The 19,305-nt window shown below is 62.7% G+C and carries 15 protein-coding genes and 1 riboswitch; of the genes, 3 read left to right on the forward strand and 12 right to left on the reverse strand.

The window, feature by feature from the left end; translation table 11 throughout:
* Positions 1-249: 249 nt before the first annotated feature.
* The 7 genes from dsr1 to ACSQ22_RS21055 form a co-directional block, all read right to left on the reverse strand.
* Positions 250-4,041 (reverse strand): anti-phage defense-associated sirtuin Dsr1, encoded by a 3,792-nt coding sequence (dsr1, locus tag ACSQ22_RS21025; protein ID WP_296338931.1) that lies wholly within the window; start codon positions 4,039-4,041, stop codon positions 250-252.
* Between the two features lie 299 nt (positions 4,042-4,340).
* Complete coding sequence (locus ACSQ22_RS21030; RefSeq protein WP_034694820.1) at positions 4,341-4,661, reverse strand: helix-turn-helix domain-containing protein; 321 nt, start codon at positions 4,659-4,661, stop codon at positions 4,341-4,343.
* Positions 4,662-4,664: 3 nt separating this feature from the next.
* Positions 4,665-5,024, reverse strand: a complete 360-nt coding sequence (locus ACSQ22_RS21035; protein WP_008905693.1) for a type II toxin-antitoxin system RelE/ParE family toxin — start codon at positions 5,022-5,024, stop codon at positions 4,665-4,667.
* Between the two features lie 75 nt (positions 5,025-5,099).
* The gene (locus ACSQ22_RS21040) at positions 5,100-6,314 is read right to left on the reverse strand and encodes a tyrosine-type recombinase/integrase (RefSeq protein ID WP_296338936.1); all 1,215 of its coding nucleotides are present in this window, start codon (positions 6,312-6,314) and stop codon (positions 5,100-5,102) included.
* 286 nt (positions 6,315-6,600) lie between these two features.
* Positions 6,601-6,993 (reverse strand): 30S ribosomal protein S9, encoded by a 393-nt coding sequence (gene rpsI / locus ACSQ22_RS21045; RefSeq protein WP_005798582.1) that lies wholly within the window; start codon positions 6,991-6,993, stop codon positions 6,601-6,603.
* 11 nt (positions 6,994-7,004) lie between these two features.
* The gene (gene rplM, locus ACSQ22_RS21050) at positions 7,005-7,436 is read right to left on the reverse strand and encodes a 50S ribosomal protein L13 (RefSeq protein ID WP_008907237.1); all 432 of its coding nucleotides are present in this window, start codon (positions 7,434-7,436) and stop codon (positions 7,005-7,007) included.
* A 194-nt stretch (positions 7,437-7,630) separates the two neighbouring features.
* A complete protein-coding gene (locus ACSQ22_RS21055) occupies positions 7,631-9,580 on the reverse strand; it encodes a serine/threonine protein kinase (RefSeq protein ID WP_436131456.1) in 1,950 nt (649 codons plus the stop codon).
* Positions 9,581-9,891: 311 nt separating this feature from the next.
* Here ACSQ22_RS21055 and ACSQ22_RS21060 point away from each other — a divergent pair, with 311 nt between their 5' ends.
* Positions 9,892-10,779, forward strand: coding sequence for a 23S rRNA (adenine(2030)-N(6))-methyltransferase RlmJ (locus ACSQ22_RS21060; protein WP_121508503.1), 888 nt, complete (start codon positions 9,892-9,894; stop codon positions 10,777-10,779).
* Between the two features lie 48 nt (positions 10,780-10,827).
* Here ACSQ22_RS21060 and ACSQ22_RS21065 read toward each other — a convergent pair whose 3' ends face one another.
* The 5 genes from ACSQ22_RS21065 to ahcY form a co-directional block, all read right to left on the reverse strand.
* The gene (locus ACSQ22_RS21065) at positions 10,828-11,259 is read right to left on the reverse strand and encodes a septal ring lytic transglycosylase RlpA family protein (protein WP_436131457.1); all 432 of its coding nucleotides are present in this window, start codon (positions 11,257-11,259) and stop codon (positions 10,828-10,830) included.
* 109 nt (positions 11,260-11,368) lie between these two features.
* A complete protein-coding gene (locus ACSQ22_RS21070; protein ID WP_436131458.1) occupies positions 11,369-11,932 on the reverse strand; it encodes a hypothetical protein in 564 nt (187 codons plus the stop codon).
* A gap of 110 nt (positions 11,933-12,042) precedes the next feature.
* Positions 12,043-12,894 carry a methylenetetrahydrofolate reductase [NAD(P)H] gene (gene metF / locus ACSQ22_RS21075; RefSeq protein WP_121421226.1) on the reverse strand — a complete coding sequence of 284 codons (852 nt, stop codon included), beginning with the start codon at positions 12,892-12,894 and terminating at the stop codon, positions 12,043-12,045.
* Positions 12,891-13,889 carry a TlyA family RNA methyltransferase gene (locus ACSQ22_RS21080; RefSeq protein WP_436131459.1) on the reverse strand — a complete coding sequence of 333 codons (999 nt, stop codon included), beginning with the start codon at positions 13,887-13,889 and terminating at the stop codon, positions 12,891-12,893. Before ACSQ22_RS21080 ends, metF begins: the two co-directional genes overlap by 4 nt.
* A 148-nt stretch (positions 13,890-14,037) precedes the next feature.
* Complete coding sequence (gene ahcY / locus ACSQ22_RS21085; RefSeq protein ID WP_121422878.1) at positions 14,038-15,471, reverse strand: adenosylhomocysteinase; 1,434 nt, start codon at positions 15,469-15,471, stop codon at positions 14,038-14,040.
* Positions 15,472-15,541: 70 nt separating this feature from the next.
* Positions 15,542-15,621: riboswitch (S-adenosyl-L-homocysteine riboswitch) on the reverse strand.
* A gap of 176 nt (positions 15,622-15,797) precedes the next feature.
* Here ahcY and ACSQ22_RS21090 point away from each other — a divergent pair.
* Both ACSQ22_RS21090 and ACSQ22_RS21095 read left to right on the forward strand, forming a co-directional pair.
* Positions 15,798-17,423: a peptide chain release factor 3 gene (locus tag ACSQ22_RS21090; RefSeq protein ID WP_228896083.1), complete on the forward strand. Its 1,626-nt coding sequence runs from the start codon at positions 15,798-15,800 to the stop codon at positions 17,421-17,423.
* Between the two features lie 369 nt (positions 17,424-17,792).
* Entirely contained in the window at positions 17,793-19,256 is a 1,464-nt protein-coding gene (locus ACSQ22_RS21095) for a hypothetical protein (RefSeq protein ID WP_436131460.1), read from the forward strand.
* The last annotated feature ends 49 nt before the right edge of the window (positions 19,257-19,305 follow it).

The raw sequence follows: 19,305 nt of genomic DNA on the forward strand, positions 1-19,305 counted from the left end.
AAGGCGTCAGCCGAGCGGAGCGAGGGAACGATGGAAGCCCGTCAGGGGCGAAACCCCGCAGGGGGTTCGATGCGCAGCACGACAGCGCGACCGGCCATCTCCCAGAGGGCTGGGGATGCCCAGGGAGTCCAAGCACACCATGATCACGGCGTCAGCCGACAGCACTGCCACCGCAGGAGCGACGTCGCCCAAGGCGGACTCCATCACGCAGTTTCAGAACAGGCAGATATGCATGCTCACTACCTGCCGCTATCTCCCGAATTTCCTGGCGAGTTCGTCCAGTCTCATAAATCTGCGATCCTGGAGTAGGTTCGGCACTGCTTGACCGATGGCATCAAGGCATCGGCGTAGCTCCGGCGATAGCCACGATGGCTGGTCGCCCAAGATGACGGATAGCAGTTGCAGCGCGTTCTCGGGAAAACGGGCGCATAGGCCAGATTCCTGCAACCGATGAATCACATAGTCGGGGTGCTGAACTGGACGCAACCAATTTCCAATCGTCGCCATCGCTGACGGGAACTCACCACCTGCCGCGACGCACAGACGAGCCAGCGACTCCGCGCTTGCGCCCGATGCCTGATCATTGGACTTCGGCCAGATCCTTTCCCAGAACGGTAAGACCCGGTTCTTCCAGTAATCCTCGCGCTGATCACCTGCACCTTCCAGCGCGCGCACTAAGGCTCTAGCCGATTCGCGCAGGCCATCAGCGGGAAGTGCGCGGATGGCAGTAGCCAGTTGCGCTACTGTGAAAGTGTCTCCGGGATCGAGTGCTGCGAATGTCAGGAACGCCGTGAACTGCTCATTGTGCGTGCCCAGTTGCGCATAGTGATTCACAGTGTCGAGAAAGACCGGCTTGATCGCTTCCATCAACGGGCGATACAGCCGTGGTGACCAAAGGAAGCCTTCCCAAGTTGCCTGTGCTTCGATTTCCGAACGGTTCCAGTCAAGCAGTGGCAAAAGATGCTGCTCCGACCAAACTTTATCCACCCTGAACAATGAGAGAGCATGGGCCGACAGCAATACCCGACCGTGCCTGAACTTGGCGACCTGCGTATCGCAAAGCTCCGTAAAGATGGGCTTGATGAGTTCCGGCAGCCCCTGCCCATCATTCAGTTCTTGGCGATACCACCAATCCAGCAATGCTTGCGTCACGTGGCCGACGGGATGATTGATGGCACGGGAGACCGGATCGTCAGTGTCGCCATCGTCCTCGAAATCCAAGCCCAAGATGCGCTGAGCAAGCGTTAGAAAGTGATCTTCATGACCGTTGAAGGTTTTCGCCACGGCTTGCAGCCACCAACCGATGCCGCGAGACAAGGTTTGCATCAAGTCATCAGGGGCACCGGCGACAACTGGAGCCATGAAGTGCCACGAACGGTCGCGCAGCTTTGCTTCCGCCCAGGCTTGCAGCGCATCGCGCCAGCGTTCGCCCGGCCAATTGTCTTGCTGCGCGAGTTTGCACAAGGCGTAGGCCGTTGCCTGAAACATCTCCGAGCACAGCTTGCGCCAATCGTCTTGCTGCGAGTCTTCCAGAACGGGATGTGCCAACAGATAGTTCAGCACCTCACGCCTCATGCGCGGAATAGGAGTGAATGGCTTCCACGGATCGCGGTCACCGACCCAGCCGCCTCCCATCCAGATGGGAAATTCGTCACTCTCATCCGATGCAAGCTGCCACGGGTTCTGTGCTGAGAGAGTATGGAGCCGTGATTGTCCTGCTTCGCTGAGGGTTGCGCCTGCTTGGACTATCTTCGCAAGCCGCAGCCATACACTGTGATCAACGATGTTGTTCCAAGCATCAGAATCGATATCGTCGCGATACAGATCGCGGGGCGGTCCAGACAGAACGGCCTGTTCCAGCTCGGCCAGCAGCGCTGTGTCCAGTTGCGATGCCAAAGAAACCAGCAGGCGCATGGTTTCGCGCATGGTCTCTTCCGACCAAAGCCACCGCCTACCATCCGCCAACAGCCAGTCGAGAGCTTGCCGAAGTGAAATGACACGCCCCTGTGTTGCGGCAAACAGCGCGAGACGTCGAAATACCGGATACGCCCCGTGCGTCCAGGTCTCAGCCACGATGCGTGCCCGTTCCGGCGACTTCGCCGCGATGGCCAACCACGCATCGCGGGTCAGTTCGATCAGCGCCGTCCAGTCGTGAAAGTCCTTGTTCTGTGAGTGTTCTGAAATCGAAGGTTGATGGATATACGAATGATCGTTTTCACTATCCACTCCGCCAAGCTCACGCATCAAATCGAGCGCGTCGCGCAGCAGGGCACTGAAATCGTCCAGCAGTTCCGGCAGTGCCGCCGTCCACTGTTCATTCTTGGGCAGGTCGCGCAGGCCGGAGTGAACGTGGTCTGACGCCAGTACGACTTCCCATTCCACAATGCCCTTGATGCGATCCTGCGCTTCGTCGTCATCGTCCGCATCAGACCAGCGGAATGGCTCGCGCAATGACAAGCAAGGGGTCAATACTTCTCGAAGAGCCAAGCGCACGCTGGCAGTCAACCCATCGCGCTTGAATTGATCGTGCCACTGATACAGACTGAGATCACGCAGCCCGGATCTCACATGCCCGTTGAGCAGCAAGCGCCAGAGCGTTCGCATCGCGGGACGGGGAATGGCGTTCGGTGCATTCGCTCGAATGCGATCCAATTCGGTGGAGTTGCCATCGTTGGCGAGTTTGTCTAGTTCGTCGAGACGATGTTCGATCAACCAGACCAATTGATTGTGCAGGTGGCCGCCGCTCTTGATCAGCCAGATCAACAGCTTCGGGTCGTCGAGGTGACGGAGCAGCCAATGGGCCAGTTGGGACATCACCGCATCCCATCCACTGCTGCGATGCCCGGCATCGACAATCCTCATCCATGGCGCAAGCGGGTATGGAGTGGGCCTATTGATCAAGCTGTAGGCGAGCTTGTCGTCCACAGCAGTTTGGGGCGGCACACTGAATCGTCCCAAGTCAGCATGGCAATAGAGTTCCTCACTCAACGGCTCTAGCCAGTCCAGCGAGGGCACGGGGTCGAGTTCTGCGAACCGCTTTGCGGGCAAACCGCCCGGATCGCTCAACGCCCATAGCATCCGCCCGACGAAATCGTCCTGCTTCGTGCTCACCAGCGGGCGGGCGATGGCGCATTCGACGACGATACGCTCCTTGCCGCGCACACCGTCGCGGTAGGTGTTCGCCCAGGCGCGCAGGGTCTTGTGAAGATAGGCGTGGTGCTGATGCTCGCGGTAGAGGATGGGCGTGACATTCTTTGCCTTCCATTCGCTAGCGCGATCCACCTCCTTCCCTTTGGAATAACTGCCGAATGCGAACATCTCCGGCGGAGATTCCCCCAGTAGACGGTCGGCGGCCAACGCATCCATCATGTAGCGCAACACCGGATCGTTGATGCTGTAGCCAACGAAGCAAACCGTGAAATTTCGGAACAACTCGCTCACAAAGCGCGCGGCCCAGCGTTCTGTCAGGTAGGCCAGCCCAAAGTCTCCGCTGGAAACCACGAGCCGATCCAGATCGCCTGCCGTTGCCGTAACGGGCAACAGGCCGTGCAGATACACCAAGCCATCCCATCGGGTCTTCGGCACTGGGAGTAGGGGTGCCTTGAAGTCTGGAAACGACAGCGATTTCGCAGTCCTGACTTCCTCGAACAAGCGGTCGAAGTTGGTTGTGATGAGTCGTGTGCGGCCCTCGCGGTTCTGTGCCAGCGTCAGCAGGGCTTCGTGTGTGACCATCGCATTCGGAGCCGTAAGGTTTGGCGTCAGAATTTTCGCCAGTTCACTGCGCGCTTTCCCTCGGCCACCGACGAAATCCGCTTCCAACAGGCCAATGGCGGTGTCGAACTGCCCGGCCTTGATTGCAGACTGCTGTACCGGATTTGGGGTGACCGAAAGGGCTTGATAGAGCTTGTCCACCAGACCAGAAAAGCCGGGTAGCCGCGCGGGGTAGGAAATGCCCGCGCCGCAGAAGAACACTACACACCCGTCTTCGTGAGCCTGCAAGAGCCTTTCGGGAATATCAGGGCCGTGACGAACAAACTGCATCTCAAGTGACATCCGCTAACAAGTTAATGGATCATGCCATCATCCAACCAAACTGGAATAGACAGACTAGCTCGGGTCGATCTAGACAGCGGGATCGATGCCGATGCACGACCAGATTTCCGAGACACTGTCTGGGAAATTGAGCATCGCTGTCATGCGACGGCAGCAGCGATCACCCGGCAGCGACAGGATCCGTGCCTCAGCTTGCCGCCGAGGGTTGTGTGTTCAGGCCCGGAACATCTGACGGGAAATCCGCCAGACACTGTCTGGCGAATGCTCGGCGGGGCTATCCATTCCGGTCAGGCCGCCACCGCGATACCCGCCACATGCGTGCGCCGCGCGGGCCGCACCACGATCTCAACCCGCTGATCCAGCGCCACCAGCGCCTGCATCAGCCGCTCCAGCGAGATGTTCTGGAGCTTGTAGCGGCGCACCTGGGACACCTTGGGCTGGGTCATGCCGGTGATCGCCGCCGCTTCCACCTGGCTCAGGCCGCGTTGCTCTATCAGGGTGTTGAGCTTGAGGGCGAGCGCGGCCTTGGCCGTCAGTTCCTCGGCATCGTCGAAGCCCAGGTCTGCCAGCACGTTGTCGGTGCCTTCGGGATGGTCGATACGGGTCATCATCTATCTCCCGCTCGCCCCATAGCGGGCGAGCACTGCTTTCAGCCGCTTCTCGATCAACTCCACGTCCGGCTGCGGCGTGGCAATGCCGGACTTGGACTTCTTCTGGAACGCATGCAGCACATGCACTGCGTCGCCGACCTTCACGGTGTAGACGGCCCGGAAGGTATCCCCCCGGTGGTCTTCCACCAACTCGTACACGCCGGAACCCAGCCCCTTCCAGGGCTTGGCCGAATCCGGCGTGCTGCCCAACTGGACGATGAACAAGGCCACGCCCATGTCTTTCTGCACGTCGATGGGAAATTCCTTGAAGTCCTTTTTCGAGGAGCCTTCCCAATACAGCAGCTTGCGTTCAGGGTTCATGATTATATCCGTTCGGGTATATATTGCAAGCGCCCGGATTGTCGTGACAGTGGCACGACAATCCGGGCTGGCGGCTCAAGCGGTCACGGCCTCGGTCGGCGCGTTACGCCGGATGCCCGCGATGGCCTGGCGCCGGTTGGCCACCAACTCGGCCGCCTCGCGCACCGGCTTGTCCTCGGTGTGGACGTAGCGCATGAACATCGCCACGGTCTTGTGAGCCGTCAGGGCCATGCCGACCTTAACCGGAATCCCCGAGTTGGCAATGTCGGTCGCCGAGCGGTGGCGGATGCCATGCGTGCCCACGTGGCTCACACCGGCGCGCTTGAGGATGCGCGTCCAGCCGCCGTAATACTCGCCCGTGGTCATGTGCAGCCCCGGATGGTTCGGCGAGGGGAACACGTGCGGGCAGCCGTCCTGGCGCGGCGCGGTGGACAGCAGCCGGTAGGCTTCCTCACTCAAGGGCTTGGACATGCCGCCGGTCTTGCTGTCGGGCCAGACCACGCGCCGGTTCTCCAGATCCACCCAATCCCATTGCAGAGTGATGATCTCGGAGCGGCGGCCAGCGAACTCGAATTGCAGCCGGATGGCCAGCGGCAGAATCGCATGATCCAGGCCCAGCCCGTCGGTTTCCAGATAGTCGAGATACTGGAACAGCTTGCCCATTTCCTCATCGCTGATGAGGTGGGTGGCCTGGCCGCTGGGGTACATCGGGACGTGGCGGCAAGGGTTGGTGCCGTCTGGCCGGTAGCCCCACACCTCGGCCAGGTTGAACATCTTGCGCATCACGCTGAACGTGCGGTTCGCGTCGGCGGGCTTGTGCGCCATCTTCTTCATCGCCGTGGCCACGTCCGGGCGCTTCACATCCTGCACCTTCATGCGACCCAGCATCGGGACGATGTTGCGGTTGATGCATTTTTGGTAGCCGGCCTGCGTGCTGGGCTTGTTGCGCTGCTTGGAGTGATCCTCCATGAACTTCTCGCACAATTCCTTGACCGTGGGGGCAGCACGCGCGGCAGCTTTGGCCCCGCCGGGGTCGCCGCCTCGACGAACCTCGGCCAGCCACTCCTGCGCTAGCGAGCGGGCCTGCTCGACGGTCAACTCCCCGAACAAGCCCAGGGCAGGCTTGCGGCGCTCGCCAGCGTTCGTGCGGTACTGGAGCATGAACACCTTGCGGCCCGCTGGTGTAATCTTGCACAGGAAGCCGGGCACCAGCGTGTCCCGGAGTTCGACGGCCTGCGCCTGGGGTTGCGCCGTATCGACGGCGGATTTGGTGAGTTTGATTTTGGCCATGATGACTCCTCAAAAGACCCGTTTTGCAAGGGCCACATGGGAGCCATGAGGACACAAGCCGGGTCAGGTTTCAGAAAGCACCGGCATATGATGAACGCGCCTAAGTTATTGATAAACCTGCTATATCGGGCTTTGGCGTAGTCCGGCAAAGTTCGGTGCTGGAGTCATCGTGAAACGAAAAAACCGCCCGAAGGCGGTTTTTTGTTCTGTAAAGCAGTCCGAGGAAAGCTTCGCAGGGAGAAGGATGCCAGCCCGAAAGCCGCCATCCCTCCAGAGCCCAACCAGCTTAACGCTTGGAGAACTGCTTGGCGCGGCGTGCGGAATGCAGACCGACCTTCTTACGCTCGACTTCACGGGCATCACGCGTCACGAAGCCAGCTTGGCTCAGGACGGGCTTGAGGGATGCGTCGTAGTCGATCAAAGCACGGGTGATACCGTGGCGGGCAGCACCAGCCTGGCCGGATTCACCACCACCGTGCACGTTGATCTGGATGTCGAAGGTTTCGACATGGTTGGTCAACGCCAGGGGTTGCTTGGCAATCATGATCGAGGTTTCGCGGCCGAAGTAGGACTGGATGTCCTTGCCGTTCACCGTGATCTTGCCGGAGCCTTTTTTCAGAAACACGCGGGCGACGCTGGACTTGCGACGGCCGGTGCCATTGTTCCATTCACCAATCATCTCAAGGCTCCTTAGATTTCCAGCACTTTGGGCTGCTGGGCGGTGTGGGGATGCTCAGCACCACCGTACACCTTGAGTTTCTTGATCATCGCGTAGCCAAGGGGGCCCTTGGGCAGCATGCCCTTGACAGCCTTTTCCAGCGCGCGGCCGGGGTGCTTGGCTTGCATGTCGCGGAAGTTCGTGGCCGTGATACCGCCGGGGTAACCCGAGTGGCGGTAGTACACCTTGTCCAGGGACTTGGTGCCGGTGACCTTGAGCTGGGCGGCGTTGATGATGACGATGAAGTCACCGGTATCGACGTGAGGCGTGTAAATGGCCTTGTGTTTGCCGCGCAAACGGAGAGCAACTTCGCTGGCTACTCGTCCGAGGACCTTGTCGGTCGCGTCAATCACAAACCACTCGTGCACAACCTCAGCGGGCTTTGCGCTGAAAGTAGTAGTCATGAGTTTTCTCTTCAAAAGAGGGTTTGGCGGGTCCTTTTCCACGGTCGGTGCTTCTCTGAAGGAAGCCTCTTAGGTGGCGTAAAGTCTTCGCCGCGGGACCACAAAAGCGCTGCGAAGCCCGCGATTATACGAATTTGCAGGCCTGTGGCGCAAGCCCGTAGCCGGAAAGCAGCCCACGGCCCCCTCGCCCACGGCTAATTGGGGGTCTGCCGGCGGCGCTGCTCGTCGGCTTCGTAGCGGCGGCGGTTCTCCACGCAGATGGGCTGATTGGCCTGGGACGGCTTCTGGCATTCCTGGTGGATGCACATGGGGCGTGCGAGGAAATTGGCATCTGCACAGGCCTCTTGCGGGCTGGGCACACGCGGTGGTGGCGGGCGGGGCTTGGGCTCGGCCACCACGGGGGGCGGTGGCGGGGGCGGCTCCTCATGCACCACGATCGGGGTCGGAGCCGGCTCAGGGGCGGCCCGTCGCGCACGAGTGGGGGCGCGCGGAGCAGAAGCAGGGACCAGTGCTGGCGCAGGCATGGATGCAGAAGCCACCGTATCGCTCGCAGCGCCGTCCACAGCAGCAGAGGCCGCTGCGGCCGGGTCCTGCAGCGCCGTCTCCATCACTGCAGGCGGCGGCGCTGCGGGCGGCTCTGCCATCTCGGTGATGATGTCGTCCTGCGGCGCCTTGCTGCTCTGGGCCCAGCGCAGGCCGGCGGCAGAAACCACCACGGCCACCACAGCCACCCCGAGCCACACCAGAACCGGCGAGCGCCGCGTGGTTTTCACCGCCTTGCCGTGGGGGCGGGCGATCTCCCGCTCCAATGGCTGTGGCCGATGGTCGGACGCATGGCGGGTGGTGTTCCCCGGCTGGTGGCCGCCCGCAGGATCGTCGTAGCGGGAGTCATCGACCACCACCGTGTCTCCTGCGTCGATGAAGACCGTATCACCCGCATCGGCAGCCACAGTGTCCGGGCCGCCCAGCATGACGGTGTCTCCGCCAACATTCGCTTCGCCCGCGGGAGTGGCACGCCCTCCGGCATCGTGGACCACTCCGTTCCCGGTGGCGCGTTGCGCCTGGGCGTGCATCTCTGCCACGATGCTGGGTGCTGAGGTCACATCCACCGTAGGCGTTACCAAGCCCGGGCCCGGCTGATCGGCAGGCTCCACCCAGATATCCCCCAGGTCGTTCCGGAAGTCGAAGTGCTCGCTCCCCTCCGGCGCGGACGTCATCTCCATGAGCTGCAGGAACGCGTCGATGCTCTGCGGCCGGTCCTCCGGCTTGAGCGCCAGCGACTGCGCGATCGCCGCCACGAAAGGCGCGGAATACTCCACGCCAAACTGGCGCTTGACGGTTCTGGCCACGCGGGAGAACGACACCATGCGATCGCGGATGGAGCGCAACGTGGCAGGCAGCGGCGTGTCGTTGCACAAGCAGCCATGCACCACCGCAGCCAGGGAATACAGGTCGCTCCACGGGCCCTGGCGCAAATCCTCGTCGCCATCGGAATATTGCTCTATGGGCGCGTAGTTGACCTTGAGGACGGCGGTGTGTTTGCGGTCCTGGTCGTTGATCGCGTGCCGGGCAGCGCCCAGGTCGAGCAGCACCGGGGGGCCGATGTCCTGCAGAAAAATGTTGTCGGGCGAAATATCCCGATGCAGGGTCTTACCGTCATGCAGCACCCGCAGGGCACCCAGCACCGACCACAGCACCTTGCGCAGCCAGATCTCGGGCGGCGGGGTGCGCATCTGGGCACGGGCTTGCTTGAAGGTCATACCGCTGTAGAGGGGCATGACCATGTAGGCGGTGTTGTTCGCCTCCCAGAAGCGGAACACCTTGACCAGCGAAGGGTGGTCAAACTGCGCCAGCAGGCGCGCCTCACCCACAAAAGAGGCCAGCCCGGCCTGGAACGTTTGCTGGTCCGACGAGGATCTCACCCAGAGCGACTGGCCCTGCGCACGCCCCGCCAGCGCCGAAGGCATGTATTCCTTGATCGCCACGGCCCGGTGCAGGGAGTGGTCAAAGGCTTTGTAGACCATGCCAAACCCGCCAACCCCCAGGAGCGCAAGGATCTCGAACTCAGCGAGGCGGGTGCCTGGCGGCAGCGCATCCACATGGCTGACACCGCTGGCTGGGGCTTGGCTGGAACTTGCGATCATGGTGGAAAGGGTGTGGCGTGCGGGCTTGTTTCGACAGAGATTGTGGGTGAACGGGTGCCAACACCGCTCCAAACGCAATCATGAAGCATGCCAGCACGTGCTACAGAAACAAAAGGCTTCCCGTCTGCCAAAAAAGTTACACACCCTGGTCAGAGATACACCGATTGTGCCGCGCCATGGTTCCAGGCCACCCTCAGCCCATGACAAATTCGCATGAAACCATGACCCGGCCTCTGGTGCCCGCCACCCAGTGCTGCCACCCCTCGACCCGGCCCAGGGAGGCGACAGGGCGCACTCGTTACCATAGAGCCATGTTCAGTTATCGCCACGCCTTCCACGCAGGCAACCATGCCGATGTGCTCAAGCACACGGTCTTGATCGCCGCCTTGCAACACCTTACCGAGAAAGACGCGGCCCTCACCGTGCTGGACACGCATGCGGGCGCGGGCCTCTACCGGCTCGATGGCGACTACGCCAGCACCAGCGGCGAAGCTGCAGACGGCATCGTCCGCCTGTTTGCCCCCACGGCCCCAACCCTCACGCCGGCCCTGCAGGCCTATGTGGACATGGTCCGTGCCTTCAACCAGGGCAACACGCTGCGGGTTTACCCAGGCTCCCCGTTCATCACCCAGCGCCTGTTGCGCGACCACGACAAACTCAAGCTCTTTGAGCTGCATCCCACCGACCTGCGCGCTCTGGCGGGCAACGTGGCCCAGCTCGAAGCAGGCCGCCAGGTGGCCGTGCTGCACGAAGACGGGTTCGAAGGGATCAAGAAATTCCTGCCTCCACCGGCCCGCCGCGCTTTGGTACTGTGCGATCCCAGCTATGAAATCAAGAGCGACTATGCCAAGGTGCTCGATATGGCGGCGGATTCGCTCAAGCGCTTTGCCACCGGCACGTACGCCTTTTGGTACCCCATCATCCCGCGCCCCGAGGCGCACGACCTGCCTCGCCGTCTCAAGACCCTGGCCACCAAGGCAGGCAAAAGCTGGCTGCATGCCACGCTGACCGTCAAGAACAGCAAGCTCACCGAAAACGCTGCTGGCGACGTCAAGCGCCCAGGCTTGCCAGCCAGTGGCATGTTTCTGATCAACCCGCCCTTCACCCTGAAAGCCGCGCTCAAAACCGCACTGCCACAAATGGTGGAATTGCTGGCCCAGGACAAACACGCCACGCACACCCTGGAATCAGGCGGCTGATGCGTCCAAGTGGCGGGTCGTTCTTACGGCCCATCCGCCCCCACGTCCTCACTCTTCAGGGCAGGTCGATTCTCCATTGGCCACAGGAAACACCTCCACCGGCTTGAGCCCCAGACCGTGCAGCCCCAGGGCAATGGCTGCAGCGCGGCTCAAGTCCACGATCCGGCCCCGCGCATGGGGCCCCCGGTCATTCACGCGCACCACAACCCCTCGGCCCGTGATCTGGCTGCGCACACAGATGAAGGTGCCAAACGCCAGGGTGGGGTGCGCAGCGGTCATTGCATGCATGTCAAACCGCTCGCCACTGGCCGTCTTGCGCCGGTGAAACCCAGGCCCGTACCAGGACGCGAGTCCGGTCTCTGGCGCCACCTCGTACCGGCCAGACTCCCCCGAAGGCGCAGCCCATGAAGCGTCAATGGGCTCACCAAGAGGTTGCACCTCCTCATCCAGCAGCCCCGCCTCGGCCAACGCGGCATCCACGGCATTCGGGGTGGAGGGCTCTGCAGTGTTACCGGCCCCCTCTGCCTGCGCAGCAGGCAACCACGCACAGCAGACCGCAACCAGCAGGGGCAGCAGCCGCAGGTGGGCGCTAGCGCTTGCAGCGCTCCAGAAATGCTTCCTCAAACCGTCGCAGATCGTTTTTCTCTCCATCCGTCAAATCCGTTCTGGCGCGTTTGTTGGTAAGAATGCGGCGAGACTCGGCGCATTGCTGGGCGTGCCGCTCCTGCTGCTCCCTGGAAGCCTGTGCTGCGATCTGGGCAGACTTTTCGTCTTCCCGGCGCTGCTTGTCGCGGTGGCGGCGCTCCGCCGAAAGCCGTGAGTACGCATCCTGCTCCTCCTCCCGGCAATCGCGCCGGTATTCGCGCCGCATTCCTTCCACCACGTCGGCCTTGATGCCCCGGCCATACGCTCCCCGGATGTTTTCATCCAGGGCCCGGCAGCGCGCGCTCAAGTACTGATGGTGGTCCGGGGTTTCGGGCGATGACCGCACCGGCGAATAGCTGTCATAACGTGGCGATGAATATTGCGCCGGGGCAGGCCCCGCCACAGCGGCTGTGGTGCGGGCACCGTCAGGACACGGCCGCGACAGGACAAAGGTGTTCCCGCTATCGTCCCGGCAGTGGTAGCGGGTCTGCGCCTGAACGCCCGACATGCCCAACACCCACACACACAGCGCACACCATACCGCCACCCCAGCTCGTTCCATGACCACCATCCCCCTGCAAATGTTGCAAAGTGCTAATGGTAGCCACGCCGTGGCCGTCAGATCCCCAGGCGGCGGCAGATTTCCAGAGTGGCCGCACTCTGGTTCATGGTGTAGAAGTGCAGTGCGGGTACCCCCGCGCTGCGCAGCTGGTCACACAGGTCGGTCACCACATCCAGCCCAAAGGCCTTGATGCTGGCCGTGTCGTCGCCAAACGCCTGCAGGCGCAGGCGTATCCAACGAGGAATCTCGGCACCGCAGGCGTCCGAGAAACGCATCAGCTGCGTGGAGCTTCCGATGGGCATGATGCCCGGCACCACAGGCACGTTGGCGCCCAGGCGCTGTGTGTCTTCCACAAAGCGGAAATACGCATCGCTGTTGTAGAAATACTGGGTGATGGCCGAGTCCGCACCCGCCTGAACCTTGGCGATGTAGGCGTTCAGGTCTGCCTCGGGCGACTTGGCCTGGGGATGCACCTCGGGGTAGGCGGCCACTTCGATGTGGAAATCCCGGCCCGTCTCCGCGCGGATGAAGGCCACCAGGTCACTGGCGTACTGAAACTCCCCGCCCGCGCCGTAGCCGCTGGGCAGATCGCCGCGCAGCGCCACCAGGCGCTTGACGCCCATGGCCTTGAGCGTGGCGAGCTGCTCGCGCACGGACTGGCGTGTGGCACCAATGCACGAGAAGTGCGAGGCGGCGCTCACACCTTCGGCCAGGATTTCACGCACCGTGCCAAAAGTGCCTTCCTGCGTGGAGCCACCGGCGCCGTAGGTCACCGAGCAGAAATCCGGGTGCAGCGCATACAGCTGCTGGCGCGCAGCCCGCAGCTTGTCCGCACCTTCGGGCGTCTTGGGCGGAAAAAATTCGAAACTCACCGGAAAACCGGTGCCCTGGGCATTGGCAGCAATCATGGTGCCCTCCTCGCATAAACAAAAAATTCATGGTTGCCGTCGCCGCCCTGGATGGGGCTGTCGAGCCAGGCCTGCACGGCCAGACCCAGTTCGGCGCAGCAGTCTCGGATGCGTTTTTCCACCACGGCATACAGGGCGGCATCCCGCACCACACCGCCCTTGCCCACCTGGCCGGGCTGCAGTTCAAACTGCGGCTTGACCAGCATGAGCAGGTGGCCGTCAGGGCGCAGGAATGCGGCGATGGCGGGCAGCACCAGGGTCAGCGAGATGAAGGACAGGTCCCCCGTCACCAGGTCGAACGCCGGTGTCGTGTCCACCCCCGCGCATTCGGCGCGGCGTCTGCGCTGGACGGGCAGTGTGCCCTGCGCGCGGGCTTCGGCGCGCTGGGCGCGCTCGGACTTGAAGGCTTCGATGTCCTGGTCCTTGGCGTCGCCGCTATCGTCGTAGGCTTCGTCCACCAGGCCGCCGTTGCGCATCCAGCTGTAGGGCGCCTCGGGCTGGGTTTCGTTGTCTTCGTCGGCTTCGACGACTTCAGAGAGCGCCAGCTCGCAGGCTTCCTGCAGGGCCTGGGCGGTCAGCGAGCGCGCGTTCACGCCCTCCACGCAGACCACACGCAGATCGCTGCGCAGCCGCTCGTGGAGCTGGCCATGGCCCACGTCCACACCGATGACCTGCGCTGCGCCCTGCTGCAGCAGGCAATCGGTAAAGCCGCCGGTGCTCTGCCCCACATCCAGGCAGCGCAGCCCGGCCACGGACAGCCCCGTGGCCAACAAGGCGCCTTCCAGCTTGAGGCCACCGCGAGAGATGTACTTGGCCTCAGCATCGTCCAGCAGCTTCACCTCGGCCACGGACGGGATGTCATCGCCGTTCTTGGCCACCTTCTGCCAGGGCGCCAGGGGTGACAGACGCCACTCCACGCCCGCAGCAATCAGCCGCTGCGCTTGCGAGCGCGTGGCCGCATGGCCCGCTTCCACCAAAAATACATCTGCACGCATGGCGCTCATCCTTCAAGAGTCAAATCAGCCTCCAGCGCTTATCCATCAAGCGCAAGCAGCTATCACAATACTAGCAACCACGATGCAGTGATCCACCAGCGCACCGGCGGCATGCCGCCAAGGCGCGCAACGCGCCTGGGGCGCGGGATCAATAGCGGTAGGTGTCCGGCTTGTACGGGCCTTGCTTGGGCACGCCAATGTAGGCGGCCTGCTCGTCGGTCAGCTCCGTCAGCATGGCGCCCACCTTCTTGAGGTGCAGACGGGCCACCTTTTCGTCCAGGTGCTTGGGCAACACGTAGACCTTGCCGTTTTCGTAGTAGTCGCTATGGGTGAACAGCTCGATCTGGGCAATGGTCTGGTTGGCAAAGCTCGACGACATCACAAAGCTCGGGTGGCCCGTGCCGCAGCCCAGGTTCACCAGGCGGCCCTTGGCCAGCAGGATGATGCGCTTGCCGTCCGGGAAGATCACGTGGTCCACCTGGGGCTTGATCTCTTCCCACTCGTACTGCTCCAGCGACGCCACCTGGATCTCGTTGTCAAAGTGGCCGATGTTGCAGACGATGGCCTGATCCTTCATGGCCAGCATGTGCTCGTGGCGGATCACGTCCTTGTTGCCGGTGGTGGTCACGAAGATATCGGCCTTGTCGGCAGCGTATTCCATGGTCACGACCTTGTAGCCTTCCATCGCGGCCTGCAGGGCGTTGATGGGGTCAATCTCGGTCACCCACACCTGGGCGCTCAGTGCACGCAGGGCCTGGGCGCTGCCCTTGCCCACGTCGCCGTAGCCGGCCACCACGGCCACCTTGCCAGCGATCATCACGTCGGTGGCGCGCTTGATGCCGTCCACCAGCGATTCACGGCAACCGTACAGGTTGTCGAACTTGCTCTTGGTCACCGAGTCGTTCACGTTGATGGCGCGGAACATCAGCGAGCCCTTGGCCGACATTTCCTTCAAGCGGTGCACGCCGGTGGTGGTTTCTTCGGTCACGCCGATGATCTGGGCGCTCTTGCGGCTGTACCAGGTCGGGTCCTCAGCCAGCTTGGCCTTGATGGAGGCAAACAGGCAGGTCTCTTCTTCGCTGGTGGGGTTGGCGATCAGCGAGGCGTCCTTTTCGGCGCGCTTGCCCAGGTGCATCAGCAGCGTGGCATCGCCGCCGTCGTCCAGGATCAGGTTGGGGCCTTCGCCTTCGGTGCCGGCGGGGCCAAAGTCAAAAATGCGGTGGGTGTAGTCCCAGTATTCGGCCAGGGTCTCGCCCTTGATGGCAAACACGGGCGTACCGGCGGCAGCAATGGCGGCGGCGGCGTGGTCTTGCGTGGAGAAAATATTGCAAGAAGCCCAGCGCACCTCAGCGCCCAGGGCCTGCAGCGTCTCGATCAGCACGGCGGTCTGGATCGTCATGTGCAGCGAGCCCGTGATGCGGGCGCCCTTGAGCGACTGCTTGGGCGCGAATTCCTCGCGGATGGCCATGAGGCCGGGCATCTCGGTTTCGGCGATGCGGATTTCTTTGCGGCCCCATGCGGCCAGGCCGATATCGGCAATGATGCAGTCGGTGTTGACCGGGGCGTTGACGCGTGCGTTCATGATGGTTTCTTGCTCCAAAGCATGTTTGAAAAACCACTGTCGCGGGAGTGAAAAAGCTCACCACACGAGAAGTGGATGAGCGTCGTTGCTAGATGACTCCGAGCCTCACGCCCCGCCTGTGCTGGGGACGCTGCAACGCTCCTCGGATCGGCGGATTATAAAAGCAAGTGCATTCCCCGCACCATGCCCCGGGATGAATCCGTCCTCGGCCTTGCACGGAACAGTAAAATCCCGCCACTGCCGCCCCTGCGTCCCACGCCGGTCCCGGCCTGAAGATTCTTGCGCAGGGCGCTCTGCCCCGCACCCATCCCATTCAGGAACCCCCTGTGTCCTACGCCCCAGAAACCCGGCGCCGCCGCACCTTTGCCATCATTTCCCACCCTGACGCGGGTAAGACGACGCTGACGGAAAAGCTGCTGCTGTTCTCGGGCGCGATCCAGATCGCCGGCGCCGTGAAGGGCCGCAAGGCCAGCCGCCACGCCACCTCCGACTGGATGGAAATCGAAAAGCAGCGCGGCATCTCGGTGGCCAGCTCGGTGATGCAGATGCTGTACCGCGAGCACGTGATCAACCTGCTCGACACGCCCGGCCACAAGGACTTCTCGGAAGACACCTACCGCGTGCTCACCGCCGTCGATTCGGCGCTGATGGTGATCGACGCAGCCAACGGTGTGGAAGCACAGACCCGCCGCCTGATCGAGGTCTGCCGTCAGCGCGACACGCCCATCATCACCTTCGTGAACAAGATGGACCGCGAAGTGCGCGACCCACTGGACATCATGGACGAGGTGGAGCGCGAGCTGGGCATGCCCTGCTGCCCCATGACCTGGCCCGTGGGCCAGGGCAAGAGCTTTGGCGGCATCATCAACCTGCGCACCAAGACCATGACGGTGTTCGAGTCCGGCAGCGAACGCCGCCCACAGGACTTTGAAGCGATCCCCCTGTCCGACGAAGCCACACTGCGCGCACGCTTTGGCGCCGAGTTCGACGCCGCGCTGGAGAGCATGGAACTGGCCGTGGGCGCATCGCCCGCGTGGGACCATGAAGCCTTCCTTGCTGGCAAGCTCACCCCCGTATTCTTCGGCTCCGGCGTGAACAACTTCGGGGTGATGGAAGTGCTCGATGCCCTGGTGGACATGGCCCCTCCCCCCGGCCCGCGCGTGAGCACGCTTGAAGTGAACAAGCAACCCGTGGTGAAGACCATCCAGCCCGAAGACGAAGGCTTTGCCGGGGTGGTGTTCAAGGTGCAGGCCAACATGGATGCCAACCACCGCGACCGCATCGCCTTTGTGCGCGTGGCCTCGGGCAAGTACATGCCGGGCATGAAGCTCAAGGTACAGCGCACCTCCAAGGAGCTGCGTCCCACCAGCGTGGTGACCTTCATGTCGCAACGCCGCGAGGCCGTCGAAGAAGCCTACGCAGGCGACATCATCGGCTTCACCACGCACGGCGGCGTGCAGCTGGGCGACACCATCACCGATGGCGCCAACCTGCAGTTCACCGGCCTGCCCTTCTTCGCGCCCGAAATGTTCATGACCGTGGTGCTCAAGAACCCACTGCGCACCAAGCAGCTGCAGCAGGGCCTGGCCCAGCTGGGTGAGGAAGGCGCGATCCAGGTCTTCAAGCCCGACGCAGGCGGCAACATGCTGCTGGGCGCCGTGGGCCAGCTGCAGTTTGAAGTGGTGCAGCACCGCCTCAAGGCCGAGTACGACGCCGACGTGCGCCTGGAAGGCTGCCAGTACACCGGCGCGCGCTGGATCACCGCCGACAACGCGGCCGACCTGCGCGCGTTCACCGACGCCTACCCGCTGCGGCTGGCGCACGACGCGGCCGACACGCTGGCCTACCTGTGCACCAGCCCGTATGACGTGCGCCTAGCGCAAGAGCGGTTTCCGAAGATCCATTTCCACCCGCTGCGCGAGCATGCGGGGTTGGCGCTGCAGGGCGCATAGCCCGCACAAGAGGGGGAAATTCTTGCGCAGTCAGCCGATCAATTTCTCCATGGCGCCGCTTTGCACCAGAACTGGCATCGGCTCCACCATTTCCGCACTGGCCCTGGTCGGTGCGGACTGGCTGCTGCTGAAGACTTTGACCCGAGGGCGTGATGTGCCTAGGAGTGTGGACAGCAGAAGGCATCGAAGCGAAACGTGCGAAAACCGGGGATCGCGTGGTGCTACCGACAAGCCCAGTGTGGGCCCCTGGGCGCGGGAGGTGGTACCACGCGAGACCGGTTTATCGCGCGTTGCAGCCGATGCGCCTTCTGCCGCCCACACTCCTAGCCACTACACGCCTGCAGCGCTCAACTTCCTGCGTCATTGGCAATGGATGCTCCAGCATTGAAAGCCGCGCGCCTCGCGCTGCGCGAATACATCGACCGCCACCCCTGGATCGAGTGTCTAAGCGCCACACTGCTTCTGTCTCTGCTCACCCTGCTGGTGCATGGCGCATCACTCCAGGGATCTTGGCGCTGGGATGACGGCGCTCACCTGAGCTACGCCGCCCAATACACACCCTGGCAATATTTCTTGGAACCCCACATTGCCCAGGGGCACTCCAGCGCCAATGTCGCTCCATGGAACCTGCTGTTCTACGACATCAACCTGAGCTTGTTCGGCATGGCCGCCGCGGGCCACTACGCGCACTTGCTGCTGCTCGTGGGGCTGGGAGCCGCGTTGTTCTATGCCGTGTTGCGAGAGTGGGTGGAGCCCCTGCCCGCACTGATCGGCGCCGTTGCGCTGTTGCTTGGCAAGCCCACTGCCCACATCGCGGCGGGACTGATGCATGGGCACTATGCGACCGGCTTCGTGTTCGCCATGCTGTCGATACTGGGGTGGACCCGGTATCTCAAAGGCGGGCGCGGATACTGGCTGGGGCTGTCGACCCTGGCCTACCTGCTGGCGACTACCTGCAAGGAAGTCTATGTACCCCTGGTCGTCCTCTTGCCCTTCCTGCCCGTGGGCACGCGGCAGCAACGGGTGCGTGCTCTGATACCGTTTGTGCTGATTGCACTGGTCTACATAGGGTGGCGCTACCTGCTACTTGGGCGCCTCGTGGGCGGCTACAGCCAAGGGGTTTTCGATGCCAGCGAGGCCCTGCGCCAGTTGCTCCGGGTTCCCAAATTGCTCCTCGGCTCAAAACCGCCCGGCAACATCCTTGCCGTTGTATTTCTCGGCCTTCTGTGTCTTGCGGCCGTGAAGCGCCGCCTCCATGCGCCTGTGTTCTTCGTGTCCTTGGGCATCGTCCTGCTGCCGCTGATACCGCTGACGGCCTTTCCGGGAATTCACAGTCCGGACCGTTACCTGTTCGTGCCGTGGGTGGCGTTTTCAGCCTGCCTGGCGGTCGTCTGGCCGCGAGAGACGCGCCCGGTTTTTGCCCTTGTCGGAGGCGCAGCGCTTGTTGCGGCCCTGGCAGGTTTGCATGCGCAGGAGAAACAGGCGCTCAGGCCCAACCTGGCGTATTGGGACACGCTGTATCGCTTTGCCCTGTCACTCGACAAAGAGCGGCAGGCCATATTCGTAGTCCCAGAGTTCGGAGGCACCGATGATGGATACAAACGCTCTGTACTGATCCGCGCCAGAAACACCGCCGACCTGTTTGCGCCAAAGCCGCAGCCAGGCGATTTGCATGTCGTGGACGAAAAGGGCCGTGGCCTGGAACAGGTCCCTTTGGCCACCCTGCAGCTATTCGAGTTCCGTGGTGGGGACATGGTGCCCATGCCCCCCGAAAGGGTCGCAGAGAAACTCCCGAGCTTGGCGCGTGGGCAACCTGCCCAAAGTGTCCGTTAGAAGCAGCCATCTCTTCGTCCACAGAAAAAGGTGCAAGCCCGAGCGACAG

The organism is Acidovorax sp. LjRoot38, from assembly GCF_964252975.1.
Taxonomy (GTDB): Bacteria; Pseudomonadota; Gammaproteobacteria; order Burkholderiales; family Burkholderiaceae_C; genus Acidovorax; species Acidovorax facilis.